Source organism: Stutzerimonas stutzeri, from assembly GCF_038561965.1.
In the GTDB taxonomy this organism is placed as follows: Bacteria; Pseudomonadota; Gammaproteobacteria; order Pseudomonadales; family Pseudomonadaceae; genus Stutzerimonas; species Stutzerimonas stutzeri_AA.
Genome location: NZ_CP139348.1, coordinates 1,721,922 through 1,740,200, shown reverse-complemented (window position 1 = coordinate 1,740,200; position 18,279 = coordinate 1,721,922). Strand labels below are relative to the sequence as shown.

At 59.6% G+C, this 18,279-nt stretch carries 18 protein-coding genes; 2 read left to right on the top strand and 16 right to left on the bottom strand.

Annotated elements, in window-relative coordinates; translation table 11 throughout:
* Nucleotides 1-19 precede the first annotated feature (19 nt).
* From SM130_RS07990 to SM130_RS07940, 11 genes are all read right to left on the bottom strand, one after another.
* Nucleotides 20-1,006, bottom strand: a complete 987-nt coding sequence (locus tag SM130_RS07990) for a DNA polymerase III subunit delta' (RefSeq protein ID WP_102823570.1) — start codon at nt 1,004-1,006, stop codon at nt 20-22.
* A complete protein-coding gene (gene tmk / locus SM130_RS07985) occupies nt 999-1,631 on the bottom strand; it encodes a dTMP kinase (protein ID WP_102823569.1) in 633 nt (210 codons plus the stop codon). The genes SM130_RS07990 and tmk overlap by 8 nt, the downstream gene beginning before the upstream one ends.
* Nucleotides 1,628-2,701, bottom strand: a complete 1,074-nt coding sequence (mltG, locus tag SM130_RS07980) for an endolytic transglycosylase MltG (protein ID WP_102823568.1) — start codon at nt 2,699-2,701, stop codon at nt 1,628-1,630. Before mltG ends, tmk begins: the two co-directional genes overlap by 4 nt.
* Nucleotides 2,698-3,513, bottom strand: coding sequence for an aminodeoxychorismate lyase (gene pabC / locus SM130_RS07975; protein ID WP_102823567.1), 816 nt, complete (start codon nt 3,511-3,513; stop codon nt 2,698-2,700). The genes mltG and pabC overlap by 4 nt, the downstream gene beginning before the upstream one ends.
* Nucleotides 3,514-3,515: 2 nt before the next feature.
* Nucleotides 3,516-4,760 carry a beta-ketoacyl-ACP synthase II gene (gene fabF / locus SM130_RS07970; protein WP_102823566.1) on the bottom strand — a complete coding sequence of 415 codons (1,245 nt, stop codon included), beginning with the start codon at nt 4,758-4,760 and terminating at the stop codon, nt 3,516-3,518.
* 169 nt (nt 4,761-4,929) lie between these two features.
* Nucleotides 4,930-5,166 (bottom strand): acyl carrier protein, encoded by a 237-nt coding sequence (acpP, locus tag SM130_RS07965; RefSeq protein WP_003283670.1) that lies wholly within the window; start codon nt 5,164-5,166, stop codon nt 4,930-4,932.
* Nucleotides 5,167-5,360: 194 nt separating this feature from the next.
* Nucleotides 5,361-6,104, bottom strand: coding sequence for a 3-oxoacyl-ACP reductase FabG (gene fabG / locus SM130_RS07960; RefSeq protein WP_102823565.1), 744 nt, complete (start codon nt 6,102-6,104; stop codon nt 5,361-5,363).
* A 14-nt stretch (nt 6,105-6,118) separates the two neighbouring features.
* Entirely contained in the window at nt 6,119-7,057 is a 939-nt protein-coding gene (gene fabD / locus SM130_RS07955) for an ACP S-malonyltransferase (protein ID WP_102823564.1), read from the bottom strand.
* Between the two features lie 62 nt (nt 7,058-7,119).
* Nucleotides 7,120-8,190, bottom strand: a complete 1,071-nt coding sequence (gene plsX / locus SM130_RS07950; RefSeq protein ID WP_102823563.1) for a phosphate acyltransferase PlsX — start codon at nt 8,188-8,190, stop codon at nt 7,120-7,122.
* Nucleotides 8,191-8,193: 3 nt separating this feature from the next.
* Nucleotides 8,194-8,376, bottom strand: coding sequence for a 50S ribosomal protein L32 (rpmF, locus tag SM130_RS07945; RefSeq protein ID WP_003293518.1), 183 nt, complete (start codon nt 8,374-8,376; stop codon nt 8,194-8,196).
* A 12-nt stretch (nt 8,377-8,388) separates the two neighbouring features.
* Nucleotides 8,389-8,916, bottom strand: coding sequence for a YceD family protein (locus tag SM130_RS07940; RefSeq protein WP_102823562.1), 528 nt, complete (start codon nt 8,914-8,916; stop codon nt 8,389-8,391).
* Between the two features lie 105 nt (nt 8,917-9,021).
* Here SM130_RS07940 and SM130_RS07935 point away from each other — a divergent pair, with 105 nt between their 5' ends.
* Nucleotides 9,022-9,600, top strand: a complete 579-nt coding sequence (locus SM130_RS07935; protein ID WP_102823561.1) for a Maf family protein — start codon at nt 9,022-9,024, stop codon at nt 9,598-9,600.
* Between the two features lie 12 nt (nt 9,601-9,612).
* Here the strand turns inward: SM130_RS07935 and SM130_RS07930 are convergent, their stop codons facing one another.
* From SM130_RS07930 to rluC, 3 genes are read right to left on the bottom strand one after another with little or no spacing between them, the layout of a single operon-like run.
* Complete coding sequence (locus SM130_RS07930) at nt 9,613-10,596, bottom strand: S49 family peptidase (RefSeq protein WP_102823560.1); 984 nt, start codon at nt 10,594-10,596, stop codon at nt 9,613-9,615.
* Entirely contained in the window at nt 10,586-11,272 is a 687-nt protein-coding gene (locus SM130_RS07925; RefSeq protein WP_102823559.1) for an HAD-IA family hydrolase, read from the bottom strand. The genes SM130_RS07930 and SM130_RS07925 overlap by 11 nt, the downstream gene beginning before the upstream one ends.
* Nucleotides 11,265-12,218 carry a 23S rRNA pseudouridine(955/2504/2580) synthase RluC gene (gene rluC, locus SM130_RS07920; protein ID WP_102823558.1) on the bottom strand — a complete coding sequence of 318 codons (954 nt, stop codon included), beginning with the start codon at nt 12,216-12,218 and terminating at the stop codon, nt 11,265-11,267. Before rluC ends, SM130_RS07925 begins: the two co-directional genes overlap by 8 nt.
* A gap of 560 nt (nt 12,219-12,778) precedes the next feature.
* On the opposite strand from rluC, the gene rne reads away from it, so the two are divergent.
* On the top strand, nt 12,779-15,940 hold the full coding sequence (gene rne, locus SM130_RS07915; protein WP_219725290.1) for a ribonuclease E: 3,162 nt from the start codon (nt 12,779-12,781) through the stop codon (nt 15,938-15,940).
* A gap of 858 nt (nt 15,941-16,798) precedes the next feature.
* Here rne and murB read toward each other — a convergent pair.
* Both murB and SM130_RS07905 read right to left on the bottom strand, forming a co-directional pair.
* Entirely contained in the window at nt 16,799-17,818 is a 1,020-nt protein-coding gene (gene murB / locus SM130_RS07910; protein ID WP_102823556.1) for a UDP-N-acetylmuramate dehydrogenase, read from the bottom strand.
* Nucleotides 17,815-18,279, bottom strand: coding sequence for a low molecular weight protein-tyrosine-phosphatase (locus SM130_RS07905; RefSeq protein ID WP_102823555.1), 465 nt, complete (start codon nt 18,277-18,279; stop codon nt 17,815-17,817). The genes murB and SM130_RS07905 overlap by 4 nt, the downstream gene beginning before the upstream one ends.

The following is an 18,279-nucleotide window of genomic DNA, read 5'->3' as shown; positions in this document are numbered from 1 at the left end:
ACGATAATTCCGGTCGATTCTAGCCCGCGCTAGGCAGCGTTGCCCACTGCACCAGCAGCGCTTCGAGAAGCAATACACGGTTCAGATTGGCTTTGCCTAGCACTTTCTGCCGATGTTCGAGCAGCCAGTCCTGCAGCGCCATCACTTTGTGCTGCGGCGACTTCTGTGCAAGGTACTGCAATACCTTCTGCATATCGGCAGCGCCGAGCTCCGCTTCATCACCGGCCATCTGGTAACGCAGGATCAGATGCGTCCACTCACAGAACCAGTCGAAGAGCAGAATCAGCGGTAGTGCATTCCAGCCCTCGGCCAGCTGACTGGGCGATTGTTGCTGCTTGAGCAGCTTCTTCACCCCATCGACCACCTGCGCCCGAAGATCCAGCACCTTCTGCTCATGAAGTTTCAGCGCGGCCAGAGGCGACCCGGCTGCCAATGTCAGCAGCTGTTCACGCAGCTCCGGCATCAATTCAGGCAACTGCCCTGCTAGCCAATCGAGACTCTGCTTGCGCCCCGGCAGTGGGCAGGCCTGTTGAACACAGCGACTCTTGATGGTCGGTAGCAGGCGGCTTGGCTGATGACTGATGAGCAGCAGCACGGTATTGCCGGAGGGTTCCTCAAGACTTTTGAGCAAAGCATTGGCCGCATTGAGGTTCATCGCCTCGGCCGGCTCCAACAATATCACCTTGCGTCCACCCAACTGCGCCGTCTGGGTGACGAAACCAACCAGGTCGCGCACCTGGTCGACACGAATGGCCTTGTCTATTTCCTCCGGCTCGAGAATGTAGTGGTCCGGATGAGTATGGGCAGCGAGCAGCAGGCAAGCCTTGCACTCACCGCAGGCACTGGCGTTAACGGGGCGCTGGCAAAGCAACAGCGCCATCAACTGCTCGGCCAGCAGCCGCTTACCGATGCCCCCCGGGCCATGCAGCAGATAGGCATGAGCATGCTGCGTGCGCCCTGCCAGTTGCCGCCAGAGTTCGGCCTGCCAGGGAAGGACGTCAGCCATCGAGGCGCTCCATCAGGTCAGGAATCAACGCCTCAACATCCTGTTGCACGGCGGTCAGCGATTGGCCGGCATCAATGATCCGATAGCGTGCCGGTTCAGCTTTCGCACGCTCCAGGTAGGCACGCCGTACCGACTCGAAAAAGCGCACGCCTTCTTGTTCGAAGCGATCCAGGCGCCCTCGGGCAGCCGCTCGTGCCAGCCCCACCTCGATCGGCAGGTCGAAGATCAACGTCAAGTCGGGACGCAGCCCCCCCTGCACAAAGGCTTCCAGCTGTGCGATCCGCTCGACCGAAAGCCCACGACCACCGCCCTGGTAGGCGTAGGTGGCATCGGTGAAGCGATCACAGAGCACCACTGCGCCACGTTCGAGCGCTGGCCGGATGACCTGCGCCAGATGCTGGGCACGCGCTGCAAATACCAGCAGCAGCTCGGTATCCACCGCCATCGGCTCATCGGCGGGGGTCAGCAGCAACTCGCGAATACGCTCGGCCAGCGGCGTCCCACCGGGCTCGCGCGTCAGCACAATGTCCAGACCTTTAGCTCGCAAGCATTCGGCGAGGCATTCGCGATTGGTGCTCTTCCCGGCCCCCTCGGGGCCTTCAAGGGTGACGAAGAGTCCGTTCATTGAGTGCTCCCGCTGTTGACCGGCGCCTGCCGCGGCGGCGGCGGGCTGGAACGATAGTCAGCGCGGCGCTTGAGCTGGTACTCGCGCACCGCCCGGTTGTGCTGATCGAGCGTATCGCTGAAGACATGGCTGCCATCACCGCGCGCGACGAAGTAGAGGCTGGTGCCGTCCGCCGGATGCAATGCGGCGTGAATCGCCTCGCGCCCGACCATGGCGATCGGAGTCGGCGGCAAGCCGGCATTGGTGTAGGTATTGTAGGGCGTCGGCGTGCGCAGGTCGGTGCGAGTGATTCGGCCCTTGTAGCTCTCGCCCATGCCGTAGATCACGGTCGGATCGGTCTGCAGCAACATGCCCTGCGCCAACCTACGAACGAAGACGCCGGCGATCTCGCCCCGCTCTTCCGGCACCCCGGTTTCCTTCTCGATGATCGACGCCATGATCAGCGCCTGATAGGCATCCTGATAAGGCAGGCCTTCAACCCGCTGCTGCCATTCTTCCTCGAGCACCTGCTCAAGTCGCGCATAGGCACGGCGCAGCAGATCTGCATCGGACGTGCCGCGAGTGAATCGATACGTATCGGGGAAGAATCGCCCTTCCGGGTGCAGCTCCGGCGAGCCGATGTGCGCCATGATCTCGGCATCCGACAGACCATCCAATGTCTGCTGTAGCTTGGGCTGATTCAGCAGCGCGTTACGTAGCTGACGGAAACTCCAGCCTTCGACGAGCGTCAGGCTGTACTGCACGACCTCGCCGCGCTTCCACAAGCCGATCATGTCGCGCGCGGTCATGCCCGGCGTCAGGCGGTACTCACCGCTATGCAGGCTCTGCCCCGACAAATTCAACCGCCAATACAGCCGCAGCCAGAACGCATCGTCCAATACACCCTCTGCCTCCAGCCGCTGAAAAACGCCGCTGGGCGTATCGCCGGGGCGCACATCGAGCAGAAGGGCTTCGTCAGTTACGCCCAGAGGCTGCTCCAGCGCCGAATGCTGCTTCCAGGCGAACAGCCCGAGTGAGATTGTCGCTAACAGCACTACGGCCAGCAGCAGAACTAGAATTTTACGGATCACGAATCACTCAACAGGTCGGCAACAACGACCTGCAGTTTACGGGTCAGCGGACCGACGGGCCAGACACGTTCAGCCAAACCGGTGACAGGCCAGATACCATAGAGGCTGTTACAGAGGAAAACCTCATCAGCCTGCAACAACTCGGTATAGCTGATATCGCTTTCGATCACCGCAAGCCCCTGCTGCGATGCGCGGTCCATGATCTCCGCACGCATGACCCCGGCAACTCCACAACGCACCAGCGACGCAGTAAGCAGCTCACCGCCGACGACCATAAACAAATTGCTGAAGACGCCCTCTACCACCCTGCCGGAGATGTCGCGCATCAGCCCCTCGGCGAATGCCGGATCATGCCATTCGGCACGCGCCAGCACCTGTTCCAGCCGGTTCAGATGTTTGATGCCAGCGAGCCGCGGCTGCTCCGCAAGACGCGTCTCACAGGAGAAAATCCTAATGCCGGATTCAGCATGCTGTGACGGATAAGCGGGAAGAGGTGAACCCAGAAGCAGCCGTTGCGGCTGACAGGGCTGTGGCGGTGCATAACCGCGTTGCCCGGTACCGCGGGTAACGATGAGTTTGGCGACACCTTGCCCCAGCGCCTGACAGAACTGCGCCAGTTCGTTGTGCAGCTGATCTGTGTCAACCGGAATGGCGAGGCGCTGGCAACCATCCTCCAAACGCCGCAGATGGCGCTCAAGCAGTCGCACCCGACCACCCACGACCCGTATCGTCTCGAACAGCCCATCGCCGTAAGCCAGGCCGCGATCATGAACGGGCAACCCGTCACAGGGCTGCCCGTTCAGCCAGCTCAATGTCACTCGGCGAACCGGCGGAAAACCAGCGAGCCGTTGGTGCCACCGAACCCGAAGGAGTTGGATACTGAGACGTCGATCGCCCTCGGCTTGGCCTGATGCGGCACGAAGTCGAGATCGCAGCCTTCACCTGGTTCGTCCAGGTTAATGGTCGGCGGTGCAACCTGATCACGAATGGCCAAAACGCTAAAGATCGCTTCTACGGCGCCGGCAGCACCGAGCAGATGCCCAACCATGGACTTGGTCGAACTCACCGACAATTCATAGGCATGATCGCCAAACACGCTGCGGATAGCAGCCGCCTCGGCCTTGTCGCCAGCAGGAGTGGAGGTCCCGTGCGCGTTGATGTACTGCACCTGGTCGACATTCAGCTGAGCGTCCTTCAGCGCGTTACGAATGCAGCGCGCCGCGCCGGCACCATCGTCCGGTGGCGACGTCATATGGAACGCATCAGCACTCATACCGAAACCGATCAGCTCAGCATAGATATGCGCGCCGCGAGCCTTGGCGTGCTCAAGTTCCTCGAGTACCAGCGCACCGGCACCGTCGGACAGAACGAAACCGTCACGGTCCTTGTCCCACGGACGGCTGGCCGCAGCCGGGTCGTCGTTACGCGTGGACAATGCCCGCGCCGCCGCGAAGCCACCAATACCGAGACCACTGGCAGCCATTTCGGAACCGCCTGCTACCATCACATCCGCCTCACCATAGGCGATGTTACGCGCGGCCATGCCGATGCAATGAGTGCCCGTGGTGCAGGCCGTGGCGATGGCATAGTTGGGGCCCTGCAATCCAAGGTGGATCGACAGGAAGCCAGACACCATATTGATGATGGAGCCTGGCACGAAAAAAGGCGAAATGCGCCGTGGGCCCTGTTCAATCAGCGCCTTGCAGCTGTTTTCGATGTTGGTCAAGCCACCGATACCGGAGCCCATCGCGACGCCAATACGCTCACGATTGGCGTCAGTGACCTCCAGCCCGGAATCACGCACGGCCTGAAAGCTCGCGGCGAGGCCGTACTGGATGAACAGGTCGAGCTTGCGCGCTTCCTTTGCCGGCAAATACTGCTCGACATCGAAGCCCTTCACCGACCCGCCAAAACGAGTGGAGTAGGCAGAAAGATCCATGTGCTCGATCAGGCCGATACCACTGCGGCCGGCGAGAATACCCTGCCAGCTGCTCGGCACATCGTTACCCAGTGGCGATAGCATGCCCATCCCGGTGACTACGACGCGTCTACGCGACACAGCGATTACTCCTATACCTAACGTACTTGGCTCGGCTCCCATTGAAACAGGAGCGATCCTCGGATCGGGAACCCAATGGCGCCCATCCTAGATGAATCTCTCTCAAAGAAAAGCCGCACTACCTCGATCAAGGCAGTGCGGCTTTCCTGTTTCCGAAGCGAATTACAACTTACTGCGCGTGCGCATTGATGTAATCGATGGCTTCCTGAACGGTGGTGATCTTCTCAGCCTGCTCGTCCGGGATTTCGGTCTCGAATTCCTCTTCCAGAGCCATCACCAGCTCAACGGTGTCAAGAGAGTCGGCACCCAGGTCTTCGACGAAGGAAGCGCTGTTGGTTACTTCCTCTTCTTTAACGCCAAGTTGCTCGGCAACGATTTTCTTGACGCGTTCTTCGATGGTGCTCATACCTTGTTTTCACTCCTATGGAAAAATCAGGCAGCTGGTTTGCGCGGTAGTGTATAGAAAGCGTTTTCCGCATTTCAAGCTGGAAGCCGACCAGCATCATACTGGCCTTCAACCATCTGTCTATAAACCAGCTGAGGTTTTATAGCTAATTTAAAGACAGCCTTTAAGACTGTCCTTGTACGCCGGGTGTCACATCAACTCATGTACATGCCGCCATTCACCGGAACAGTTGCCCCGGTGACGTAGGCAGCGCCGTCCGAAGCGAGAAACGCAACGACCTTGGCAATCTCTTCGGCCTGACCGAGACGCCCCAGGGGAATTTGCCCCAGGAGCGCATCACGCTGGGCTTCTGGCAACTCGCGAGTCATATCGGTATCGATGAAACCAGGCGCCACGGAATTCACCGTGATACCACGCGAACCGACCTCACGAGCCAATGCACGACTGAAACCCTCCAGACCGGCCTTGGCTGCCGCGTAGTTTACCTGTCCGGCGTTGCCCATGGCACCAACCACCGAACCGATATTGATGATTCGTCCCCAACGAGCCTTGGTCATCCCACGCAGCACACCCTTGGACAGGCGATACAGGCTGTTCAGGTTGGTATTGATAACGTCGCTCCACTCGTCATCCTTCATGCGCAGCATCAAATTGTCGCGGGTAATGCCAGCATTGTTGACCAGGATTGCCGGCTGCCCAAGATGCTGTTGAATGTGCTCCAGAGTGCTGCTGACCGACTCGCCATCACAGACGTCGAGCACCAATCCGGCACCTTGGATACCGTTCTCTTTCAGGGTTTCGGCGATACGCTCGGCGCCAGATGGAGTGGTCGCAGTACCGATCACTATCGCGCCCTGGCGGCCCAGTTCAAGGGCAATGGCCTGGCCAATACCACGACTCGCGCCGGTTACCAATGCCACCTTACCTTGCAGATTCATAGCGTTCTCCTTGTTCAAACCAGCGCCGCTCGAGCGGCAGCAAAGGCCTCGGGGGTATCGAGATTGTAGATATTGACGCCCTTGACGCAGCGCTTGTTAAGGCCTGAAAGGACTTTTCCGGGACCGCATTCGACTAAAGACGTCACGCCACGCTCGCCCAGAGCAACAATCGATTCGACCCAGCGAACCGGACTGTAAAGCTGCGCCAACAGATCACGCTTGAGTGCATCCAGATCCGCAACCACTGCTGCGCTGACATTCTGCACCAGCGGAATCTGTGGCGCCTGCCATGCGACCGCCTCTACCGAGGCAGCAAAGCGCTCGGCAGCAGGTCGCATCAAATCGCAGTGGGACGGCACGCTCACCGGCAAAGCCATAGCACGCTTGGCACCCTTGGCCTTGCATGCTTCGATGGCTCGCTCCACGGCTGCAGCATTACCAGCGATCACGACCTGCCCAGGAGCGTTGAAGTTGACCGCGCTGACAACCTCTCCCTGCGCCGCCTCGGCACAGGCAGCCAGCACATCGGCATCCTCCAGTCCTAGAATGGCTGCCATCGCGCCCTGCCCTGCCGGCACTGCCTGCTGCATCAACTGGCCACGCAACTCGACCAACTTGACTGCATCGGCGAACGGAAGGCTGCCGGCAGCCACCAAGGCCGAATACTCACCAAGACTGTGTCCCGCAAGAAAGGCAGGCTGCGCGCCGCCTTCAGCCTGCCATAGACGCCAGATTGCAACGGAGGCGGTGAGAATCGCCGGCTGGGTCTTGTCGGTCTGATTGAGCTGCTCTTCTGGGCCGCTCTGAGCTAGTGCCCATAGGTCATAGCCCAGCGCCGAAGATGCTTCGGCAAACGTATCGACGATCACGCTCTGCCGAGTACCCAGCTCGGCCAGCATGCCAAGGGATTGCGACCCCTGACCGGGAAAGACGAAAGCAAGTGATGCGGACATGGAACAACTCTCTTGTGGTTCTGTTCGTCTGAAGAATACGCCAGAGACCGGCGCAGCGAATTTCAGTTGGATGGCGGGCCGCCACCTGCGGTCACATCATCAAACCCATCGGCCGGATGAATAGCCTTCAGATAATGCCCGAGCCGGCGCCTCAGCTGCTCAGGAAGATCATGCTCGACGTCCTGCGCTGCGCGCCGAATGGCCGCCTTGAAGCCATCCGCGCCTGCACTACCATGGCTCTTGACCACAATTCCTTGAAGCCCCAGAAAACTGGCCCCGTTGTACTGTGCGGGATTGAGCTCCGAGCGCAGCCGACGTAATAGAGGCAACGCCATAGCGCCAACGATGCGCGCCCCGAGCGATCGCCTGAAGAGCGCCTCGACTTTGGCAACCAGCATACCGGCCAGCCCTTCGCTAGATTTGAGCAGTATGTTGCCAACGAACCCATCACATACGACGACATCAGCCTCTCCGCGATAAAGCCCATCCCCTTCGATGAAACCTCGATAGTTGATTCCCGACGCCTGCTGCAATAGGGCAGCTGCCTGCTTGACCTGCTGGTTACCTTTGATTTCTTCAGTGCCGACATTCAGCAACGCGACCCTAGGCTGATGGCGCCCGAGCGATTCCGCAGCGACGACGCCCATCACAGCAAACTGATACAACTGGTCGGCCGGGCAGTCGACGTTCGCGCCGAGGTCCAGCAATAGGCAAGGATCACCCTGCGTGGGTAGCGCGGTAACCATCGCCGGCCGATCAATACCTGGGAGCGTCTTCAACACCTGACGCGCCAACGCCATGAGCGCCCCGGTATTACCGGCACTCACGCAGGCCTTCACGTTACCGTCGCGCACCTCTTCGAGCGCCACTCGCATTGATGAGCGCGGCTTGCCACGTAATGCCTGAGCAGGACGCTCGTCCATACCGATCACCTCGGGCGCATCGACGATTTTCAGGCGCGCCAAATCGGTCCCGGGGTGCTGGGCAACAAGCTGTTCAATTAGAGATTTTTGGCCGACGAGGACCAGATGCAACGAGGGGTTTTCAACCAGACAGGAAAGACTGGCCGGAACAATGCAGTGGGGACCGAAGTCCCCACCCATTGCATCAATCGCGATAACCGGAGCGGACAAGGATTACTCGTCAGCGCCTTTGTCGATCACCTTGCGACCACGGTAGAAACCATCCGGGGAAACGTGGTGACGCAGGTGAACTTCACCGGTGCTCTTTTCCACGGATAGAGCGTTCGGCTCGAGAGCGTCATGCGAACGACGCATGTCACGGGCGGAACGGGATTTTTTGTTCTGCTGAACAGCCATTTGGATCAACTCCTAAACGTTTGGGTCACGCTTTAACTGCGCCAGTACGCTGAACGGGTTGGACCGCGTTACCTCGTCCTCACTCGGTTCAGGCTCATCTGGCCCAACCGGCGGCTGGCAAATTTCAGGGTCATGGAGTGGAACAATCGGCAGAGCGAGCAATAGCTCGTCTTCGACCAGCGCCAGCAGATCCAGAGGATCTTCTCCTACTTCCAGCACGTCATACCCTTTGGGCAGGTGCTGGCTGCTCGCCCCTTCATTCACAACCGCATAATCGCACTCGCTGTGAATCGGCAGAACAACCGGCTCCAGACAACGCTGGCAAATCATTTTGACCTCAACGTCGAGCTGACTATGGATAACCACAGTACGCTGCTCGTCGCGCCCGAAGGAAAAGCTGGCGCGCACCGCTCCCTTATCATCTTCAAGAGAATCAGCGAGCCGTTTCAGCTGCGACAATTGCAGCTCACCAGCAAGGGTGGCCGCTCGGTCAGCGAGCTTACGCGGATCAGCGTGCGGAGGTATCGGTCCTTTCAACATAAGCGCGGCATTCTAGGGACGCACCCGCGACCTGTCAAAGGAATTCCGCCCAGCTTCACAACGTAACGCATACAATCGTTTTACCTATATATAAAGGAGGGAATCATGCGCCGCCTGCTGCTCGCATCCAGTTCACGTTATCGCCAGGAACTGCTGTCACGCCTGCAACTACCGTTCGATAGCTACGCACCGGAGATTGATGAGACTCCCCTGCCCAACGAGGCCGCAGAACAGCTTGTGCGCCGGCTCGCCGAACACAAGGCAAGAGCGCTGGCCGCACGCTATCCAGATCATCTAATCATTGGGTCGGATCAGGCCGCAGTACTCGGCCAGCATATTCTTGGCAAGCCACACACATTCGAACGAGCCAAGCAGCAACTACTGGCCGCCAGCGGCAACAGCGTCAGATTCCTTACCGGCCTAGCCTTACTCGACAGCAAGAACGACCAACTAAAGGTGGACTGCGTGCCATTCACCGTACATTTCAGAGCACTCGATGAGACGCAGATCGAGCGCTACCTGAAGATCGAACAACCCTACGATTGCGCCGGGAGCTTCAAGGCCGAGGGGTTAGGCATCAGCCTGTTCCGCGCCACCGAAGGTGAAGACGTCACCAGCCTGGTGGGCCTACCACTTATTCGACTGGTGGATATGCTTCTGCTTGCAGGCATCGAAATCCCTTGAAAACAGGCAAGCCTAGCGCAGCGCCGGCCCTTGCAACCCAACCAGAATCGCCAGCCGCTCAGCAACGCTCGCACCCAGCTTCTTGGTGAAGCGGTCGAGAGGCGATTCCTTGATGGTAAAATCAACCATCTCCGGCTCTCCAATCACTTCACGCGCCACGTGGGAAGTGCTACCCAAGCCGTCGATCAACCCCAACTCCAGAGCTTGCTCCCCGGACCAGATCAGACCAGAAAACAGCTCCGGGTGCCGCTCATCCTGAAGACGATCACCACGCCCGCGCTTGACACTGTCGATGAACTGCCGATGGGTAGTGGCAAGCACTCCGCGCCAGAACCGGCTTTCCTCGGGTTTTTCTGCCTGGAACGGATCCAGGAACGCCTTATGCTCCCCAGCGGTATAAACACGGCGCTCGACGCCCAACTTCTCCATGGTATCGACGAAACCGAAGGTTGCCGCTGTCACCCCGATCGACCCTACCAGGCTTGATTTATCCGCATAGATTTCGTCCGCCGCGCTGGCGATATAGTAAGCGCCCGACGCACCAAGATCAGTGATAACCGCATAAAGCTTGACGGCCGGATACTCGCTACGCAAACGCAAGATCTCGTCATAGATATAGCCCGACTGGACCGGACTACCGCCAGGGCTGTTGATACGCAGCACAACCCCCTTAGTGCTGGCGTCCTCGAAGGCAGCGCGCAAGGCTCCCACGATGTTATCGGCACTCGCAGACTCTTCATCTGCGATCATGCCGCGCACATTAATCACAGCCGTATGGCTTTCCTGAGCACCCTTGTTCTTACCGAACTGCAAGACCGGGGAAAACAAGGCCAATGCACCGAACAGGTACACGAACGTCAGCAGCTTGAAAAATATGCCCCAGCGCCTAGCGCGCCGCTGCTCCTGGACCCCAGCAAGCAGTGTTTTCTCCAGCAGCTTCCAACTGTTGCGATCTTCCTTTGATTCATCCACCGGAGCTTTCCACTCATCCGACATTTACATTCACCTCAGTACCAGCAACGGAGCGCAACCAACTGCGAAGCTCCGAAAAATGATTAATCGCAGCGCGGGGTTCATAGCGCTGCAGGATATGCAGCGGCTGCGCCCCATAGGAGACAGCCACACTATCCACTCCCGCACGACGTGCCATTTGCAGGTCGAATACCGAATCGCCAACCATCAAAGCCTGCTCCGGACGAGCACCGCAATGAGCGAGAATCTCTTGAACCATTCGGGGATCTGGCTTGCTTGCCGTCTCATCCGCGCAGCGCGTGATATCAAAGAAATCTTCCCAACCCTGCCCGGCCAAAACGCGATCTAGGCCTCGCCGCCCTTTGCCAGTCGCAACCGCAAGCAGATACCCAGCATCGCGAAACTCTGACAGCGCTTCAGCTACGCCCGGATAAAGGGCTGAAGGCTCGGTCTCCAACGCAAGATAATGCTCGCTGTAGCAATGACGGAAATCCTCGATCAGCCCGATAGTGGCCTGGTCCGGGTACAGCACGGCGATCGCCTCGGGCAACGCCAACCCGATAATGCCCTTGACCAGGCCGTCATCGATTTGCGGCAAGCCACAATTACGAGCAGCAACATGTATCGACTCGACGATGCGACCAATCGAGTCAACCAGCGTGCCATCCCAGTCGAATATAAGGACCTGATAGTTACTCACCGAGACGCTCCAGCGTTCGCGCCCATACTTCATCGACTGGCGCCTCTAGCGACAACTCGCCACCGTCGGGTAGCGGAACCTTCAACGCGTAGGCATGGAGGAACAAACGCTTGCCGCCAAGCTCGCGAATCTCGCGCGTGAACTCTTCGTCACCGTACTTGCTGTCCCCAGCAATGCTGTGTCCAGCGTGACGTGCATGAACACGAATCTGATGGGTGCGTCCGGTCACCGGCTTTGCCTCAACCAGGGTTGCGAACTCACCGAATCGACGAAGCACGCGAAACAGCGTCAGCGCCTCTTTGCCGCCCTCGGTCACCTCGACCATCCGCTCACCGGAGCGCAGCGTATTCTTTAGCAGCGGCGCGTTGACCTGTTTTTTGGACGTTTCCCATCGACCGCGCACCAGCGCCATATAACGCTTGTCGACGCCGTCACCACGAAGCGCTTGATGCAGGTGGCGCAACATGCTGCGCTTCTTGGCGATCATCAGCAGTCCTGAAGTATCCCGATCCAGGCGATGCACCAACTCAAGCTCCTTGGCATCTGGGCGCAACTGGCGCAGCGCTTCGATTACGCCATAGCTGAGCCCGCTACCGCCATGCACCGCTATACCGGCAGGCTTGTTCAGCACGATGAGCACCTTGTCCTCATGAACGATGGCTTTTTCCAGTCTTTCGAGCAGCCCTTGAGCCAGCGGCTCCGGCTCATCGCGTTCAGCCAGCCGCAGCGGAGGCACGCGCACCAAGTCGCCAGCCTGCAGCTTGTACTCAGGCTTGATCCGCCCCTTGTTCACCCGCACCTCGCCCTTACGCAAGATGCGGTAAATCAGGGTCTTGGGCACGCCTTTGAGCTGGTTGCGAAGAAAGTTGTCGATGCGCTGGCCGGCAAGTTCCGGCGCGACCTCGAGTATTTGCACACCTGAGGTCTGGGAGGGGGTATTGGTCATCGCGGCATCATATCAATTTTCATGGATTTGAAGCACTTAAACATTGCTGTTATAGTCGCGAACGCCGCCAAAAGCGGACAGGCCTTGGGATGCCAGCGATATCGCCAACCTGGGCCGGCAAAAAAATGTTCTAGGACGTGAGGCCGTCCGACGGAGCTTCCCTCAAGTAGCGGTGAAGTTGCGAAACAAGCCTTGAAGACATGATGCGTGCCCCCTTTGGGGAATCGCGATAATCGACAACCCGCTCCCTGGATTCTGCGAGCGGCACCCGATTTTCAAAGTATGCGTGTTGGGTGGAGATGCACAGCATCGGATTGCGTAGCAAAAGGCTTTCACAGACGCTTCATTCCGTCCGCTACCGATGCCTGATTCCTCCTCCCGAACCATTGCTTCTGTTCCGACAGTAAGCAGGAGACGTCGTCGCGACGCCGGCCCCATCTGGCCGCACATCGCTGGACACTGGAGTGCCTTACAACCATTCCTGACTCACCTGACACCGACCGCGAGAGTCGTGTGTGCCGAACGCCGTTTCCGGATGCCACGGAAACCGACGGTACTACATGAAAAGAATGCTAATTAACGCAACTCAGCCTGAAGAGTTGCGTGTCGCACTGGTCGACGGCCAACGTCTGTTCGATCTGGACATCGAATCGGGTGCCCGCGAACAGAAGAAAGCCAACATCTACAAAGGTAAGATCACCCGCGTAGAGCCTAGCCTCGAAGCCGCCTTCGTCGACTTCGGCGCCGAGCGCCACGGCTTCCTCCCCCTCAAGGAAATCTCTCGCGAGTACTTCAGCAAGTCGCCTGAAGGCCGCGTGAACATCAAAGACGTCCTGCGCGAAGGCCAGGAAGTCATCGTTCAGGTCGAAAAAGAAGAGCGCGGCAACAAGGGAGCCGCACTGACCACCTTCATCAGCCTCGCTGGCCGTTATCTGGTATTGATGCCCAACAACCCGCGTGCCGGTGGCATCTCCCGCCGCATCGAAGGTGAAGAGCGCAACGAGCTGCGCGAAGCCCTGAACGGGCTCGATATTCCCGCCGACATGGGCCTGATCGTCCGTACCGCCGGCCTGGGGCGCTCCAGCGAAGAACTGCAGTGCGACCTCGACTACCTGTTGCAGCTCTGGACCGCAGTAAAGGATGCATCCAAGGATCGCGCCGCACCGTTCCTGATCTATCAGGAATCCAATGTCATCATTCGCGCCATCCGCGACTATCTGCGTCAGGACATCGGCGAAGTACTGATCGATAGCGTCGAGGCCCAAGACGAAGCACTGAGCTTCATTCAGCAGGTCATGCCGCAGTACGCCAGCAAGATCAAGCTGTATGAAGATTCCGTACCGCTGTTCAATCGTTTCCAGATCGAGAGTCAGATCGAGACGGCCTTCCAGCGCGAAGTGAAGCTCCCTTCCGGCGGCTCGATCGTCATCGATCCGACCGAAGCACTGGTCTCCATCGACATCAACTCGGCTCGCGCCACTAAAGGCGGCGACATCGAAGAAACCGCACTGCAGACCAACCTGGAAGCCGCGGAAGAAATCGCGCGCCAACTGCGCCTGCGCGACATCGGCGGCCTGATCGTCATCGATTTCATCGACATGACGCCGGCGAAGAACCAACGTGCCGTCGAAGAAAAAATGCGCGAAGCGCTGGAAGCTGACCGCGCACGCATTCAGGTTGGTCGCATCTCGCGCTTCGGCCTGCTGGAAATGTCCCGTCAGCGTCTGCGCCCATCCCTCGGCGAGACGAGCGGCATCGTCTGCCCACGCTGTAATGGCCAGGGCATCATCCGCGACGTGGAGTCCCTGTCGCTGGCAATTCTGCGCCTGATCGAAGAAGAAGCCCTGAAGGATCGCACGGCCGAGGTTCGCGCTCGTGTGCCGTTCCAGGTCGCCGCATTCCTGCTGAACGAGAAACGTAACGCGATCACCAAGATCGAACTGCGTACCCGCGCCCGTATCTTCATCCTGCCGGACGACCATCTGGAAACGCCGCATTTCGAAGTTCAGCGCCTACGCGACGACAGCCCTGAGATTCTGGCCGGCCAAGCGAGCTACGAGATGAGTCCGACCGAAGCTGAAGAAGCTCAGCCGGTCAGCTCCACGCGCACCCTGGTTCGTCAGGAAGCGGCAGTCAAGACGGCGCCGCAGCGTGCCGTACCGGCTGCTACAGCGGCAGCGCCAGTTGAGGCGCCAGTTGCCGCCGCGCCGGCACCGGAGCCGAGCCTGTTCAAAGGCTTGATCAAATCCCTGGTCGGTCTGTTCGCAGGTGATACGAAAGAGCCGCAAGCCACTGCCGAAGTAGAGAAAAAACCCGCATCTGAGCGGCCACAGCGCAACGACGAGCGCCGCAGTGGCCGTCAGCAGAACCGCCGCCGCGATTCGCGCGGTGGCCGTGACGAAGAGCGCAAGCCGCGTGAAGAACGTCAGCCTCGCGAGGAGCGCCAACCGCGCGAAGAGCGTCAGCCACGAGAGGACCGCCAGCCACGCGAAGAGCGTCAGCCGCGTCCGCCACGCGAGGAGCGCAAGCCACGCGAGCAGGCCGAAGTCACCGAAGCCCAGCCACGCCGCGAGCGAGCTCCACGTGAGGAGCGCAAGCCGCGCGAGGAGCGCAAACGTGAACTGCGCGCGCCGATCGACGAAGCTCCGGTAGTTGCAGAAGAAGAGCAGGTTGAGCGGCAGCCCCGCGCACCGCGCGAAGAGCGCAAGCCGCGTGCCGAACAGCAAGCCGTAGTAGCCGCCGACGAGCTGCTGCAACAAGCTGAAGACGCGGACGACGCCGAAGATGCTCAGGACGCCAACGAGGGTACCGAAGGCAACGATGGCGAGCGTCCACGCCGTCGCTCTCGCGGCCAGCGCCGTCGCAGCAACCGCCGCGAGCGCCAACGCGATGCCAATGGCAACGAGATCGATGAAGTCGACGAGAGCAACGCCCCGGTTAAGACAGAGGAGATCGCTGTTGCAGCAACCGCAGCCGCCCTGGCCGCAAATACCGCCGACACCGAAGCAGCTCCGCAGGCGAAGCTCGCTGATGATGCGGTGATCCAGACCAGCAGCGAAGGCGTTGCAACCATCGTCGAACAGCCCCCGGCTGCGCAGGATGCTGACGAGCGTACGGTTGTCGAAGAGCCTGCAGTGGTCGAGGCAGCAATCGAGACCCCGGCACAACCGACCGAACTTGCACCCAGCGAGGCACCGCAGGTTGTCCAGGCCGATGTGACTCCGCAACCAGCGCCCGAGCCGGTTGCCGAGAAAGCCGAAACGGCACCGGCTGCCGCGCCTGCACTGACACCTAACGGTCGGGCCCCTAACGATCCTCGCGAAGTCCGTCGCCGTCAGCGCGAAGCCGAGCGTCTGGCCAAGGAAGCGGCAGAAGCCGAAGCCAAGGCCGCAGCCGAGCAGCCGCTGGCCAGTCCAGAGATCGTTGCCAGTGAACCGGTCGTAGAAACGCAGGCGCAAGCCGTGGCGCAGCCGGAAGTTACCGCTGCCCAGCCGGAGCAAGTGGAAGAGCCCGTGCGTGCTGCGGTAGAACCCGCAACCGAAGAGCAATCGGTCAGTTCGACTGCCGAACCCGCTCAGCAGGCGCAAGAGCCAGCAACGGAAGTGGTCGAGCCGAAGCCAGATGCACCGGTAACCGAGGAGGCGCCTCAACCTGCCCCCGAAGAATCGGAAAACGCTGTTGTAGGCGACGAGCCAGATAACCGTGAGAAGCCGCAAGGCTAATCACCACTGGCGCGAAAAAAGGGATGCTTCGGCATCCCTTTTTTTGTCTGCCTGTTCCCTCCTGAATAGGGTTTACCTGATCCGTTTTTGAGGAGGATGCGATGGACGCAGCAAGAAGGCGTAGCCAGCGGGCCTACACGATGACTGTCCCGTCCTGACTGAGTGCGCCCTCACCTGGTTATCGAACGATGCTTTACAGAAGGTGCACGGCTCACTCAAGCAGCCGATTCGCCGCCTGCTCCGCCAGGATGGCGCGACGAAAAAGAACCTGGGCAACGATGATTTGACCTGGCGCTTCGACGATATAGGGCCGTCGTGTATTTAGTGTCAGGGCTAACCCGCAGCTGGTCGACGCGCCGTTTACGCCCTGCCCTGTTCATCAGCAGAGGCTTACTCATGAGCGAAAGAAGCGTTGCCGCAGGCAGGCTAATCGGTCTCTCCGCCGGAACGATTCAGATTGCGCGCCGTACTTGCCAGACTCGATGTAAGTCATAGCCGGACCGACTGCAGACGAGCCGCGACAACTCACACGCCCCCACGCTGACGATACGGATCTAACGCAACTGCGTGAGCTCATTGCCTGTGGCAGCGGGACCGAAGGGAATTGGGCAGCACTGAAACAACCGTGCGCGCGAGAGCTGTGCCGCCAGAGCAAATCATGAGGAACACAGAGGGGAGCCTCACCGAAGCCTGGCAGCACCCCGACTGCCGATGCGCAGGGTGGTGGCGACCGAGACTAGCTATGGCCGTACCGGTTAGAGACGCAGGAAGTGCTCCTACGGGGATGGCCTTCCGATCAGGCAGTAAGCTGAGCGCGCTACAAACAGAGCATCCGGCAAAGATGCTTGGGAACGCCGTTCAGATCACGTTCGGCTCGATTTCCAGCGCAACATTAAATCGATCGAGCACGTCGGCCTGGATTCGCCGTGCCAATTGCAGCAATTGCTCGCCACTGGCCTGACCATAGTTCACCAACACCAGCGCCTGCAGTCGATGCACGCCAGCGTCGCCCTCACGAAACCCTTTCCAGCCAGCTTTTTCAATCAGCCAGCCCGCTGCCAGCTTCACCTGACCGTAGCCCTGCGGATAGGCCACAAGGTCAGGATGATTATCGCGAAGCGCCTGAGCAACGGCAGCCGTGACCAAGGGATTCTTGAAGAAGCTGCCGGCGTTGCCGAGCTGCTGCGGGTCTGGCAGTTTTTCACTGCGAATGGCACAAACCGCTCGACTCACATCTTTCGCCGTCGGCGCGACGATGCCCTGCTCCGCCAAGCGCTGGCGAATTGGCCCATATTCAAGATGCAGCGACGCCTGACGACGTAACGCGAAGCGCACACGCAAGATCAGGTAACGACCCGGCTGCTGCTTGAACAGGCTGTCGCGATAACCGAAGGCACAATCTTCGAGAGAAAACTCGCGAAGCGACCCCGTCTGACAATCCAGCGCTGTTAGGCTAGAGAAAACATCCTTGATTTCGACACCATAGGCGCCAATATTCTGAATTGGCGAAGCGCCAACGGTACCCGGTATCAGGCTGAGATTCTCCAGCCCAGCCAAGCCCTGCTCTAATGCCCAGAGCACGAACGGATGCCACGGCTCCCCCGCCTCTGCCTCAACCAGAACCTGCTCGGCGCTTTCCTCAACGATGCGCTTTCCACGACTGGCCATATGCAGAACCAGTGACGGCACATCACGGGTCAGCAGGAGATTGCTGCCGCCACCAATTACCAGCAGCGGCACATCGAGCGCCTTTGCACGGGCGAGCGCATCGCGCACATCAGCATCGCCATGTGCTGCCGCGAAATACTGCGCGCGCTGATCGACGGCAAATGTGTTGAAAGGCTTCAATGAGCGATTGAATTCGATGGTCAGGCTCACAATCGACCCTTTATTTCGACGAGCAGCGCGTCACTGGCTTTCTCAATGAGGTCCAGGACTTCCTCGAAACCATCAGCGCCGCCATAGTACGGATCAGGCACCACGTCCGAGCCCAGATCATAGCGACGCAATAGCAGATCGAGCTCTGCCTGGCCCCCAGCTGGGCGCTGGGCCTGCAACCGGGCAAGGTTGTCGTGATCCATCGCCAGGATAAGATCGAAGCGCTCGAAATCCTTGGGTTGTACCTGACGTGCACGCAGCGCTGTGAGCTGATAGCCACGCTTGCTAGCCGCCTCGCAAGCACGCAAGTCCGGCGCTTTGCCAACATGCCAGTCACCGGTCCCGGCAGAATCGATCTCGATCCGTTCGCTGAGTCCGGCCTCCTCGACGCGCTGACGAAACACCCCCTCAGCGGTAGGTGAGCGGCAGATGTTGCCCATGCAAACGAACAGAACTTTCAT

Coding starts and splice junctions, on each gene's coding strand:
- fabD (WP_102823564.1), bottom strand. CDS start 7,057: ATGTCCGCATCACTTGCTTTCGTCTTTCCCGGTCAGGGGTCGCAATCC.
- SM130_RS07940 (WP_102823562.1), bottom strand. CDS start 8,916: ATGTTGAAAGGACCGATACCTCCGCACGCTGATCCGCGTAAGCTCGCT.
- fabG (WP_102823565.1), bottom strand. CDS start 6,104: ATGAATCTGCAAGGTAAGGTGGCATTGGTAACCGGCGCGAGTCGTGGT.
- SM130_RS07935 (WP_102823561.1), top strand. CDS start 9,022: ATGCGCCGCCTGCTGCTCGCATCCAGTTCACGTTATCGCCAGGAACTG.
- rluC (WP_102823558.1), bottom strand. CDS start 12,218: ATGACCAATACCCCCTCCCAGACCTCAGGTGTGCAAATACTCGAGGTC.
- SM130_RS07990 (WP_102823570.1), bottom strand. CDS start 1,006: ATGGCTGACGTCCTTCCCTGGCAGGCCGAACTCTGGCGGCAACTGGCA.
- rne (WP_219725290.1), top strand. CDS start 12,779: ATGAAAAGAATGCTAATTAACGCAACTCAGCCTGAAGAGTTGCGTGTC.
- SM130_RS07905 (WP_102823555.1), bottom strand. CDS start 18,279: ATGAAAGTTCTGTTCGTTTGCATGGGCAACATCTGCCGCTCACCTACC.
- tmk (WP_102823569.1), bottom strand. CDS start 1,631: ATGAACGGACTCTTCGTCACCCTTGAAGGCCCCGAGGGGGCCGGGAAG.
- SM130_RS07930 (WP_102823560.1), bottom strand. CDS start 10,596: ATGTCGGATGAGTGGAAAGCTCCGGTGGATGAATCAAAGGAAGATCGC.
- rpmF (WP_003293518.1), bottom strand. CDS start 8,376: ATGGCTGTTCAGCAGAACAAAAAATCCCGTTCCGCCCGTGACATGCGT.
- acpP (WP_003283670.1), bottom strand. CDS start 5,166: ATGAGCACCATCGAAGAACGCGTCAAGAAAATCGTTGCCGAGCAACTT.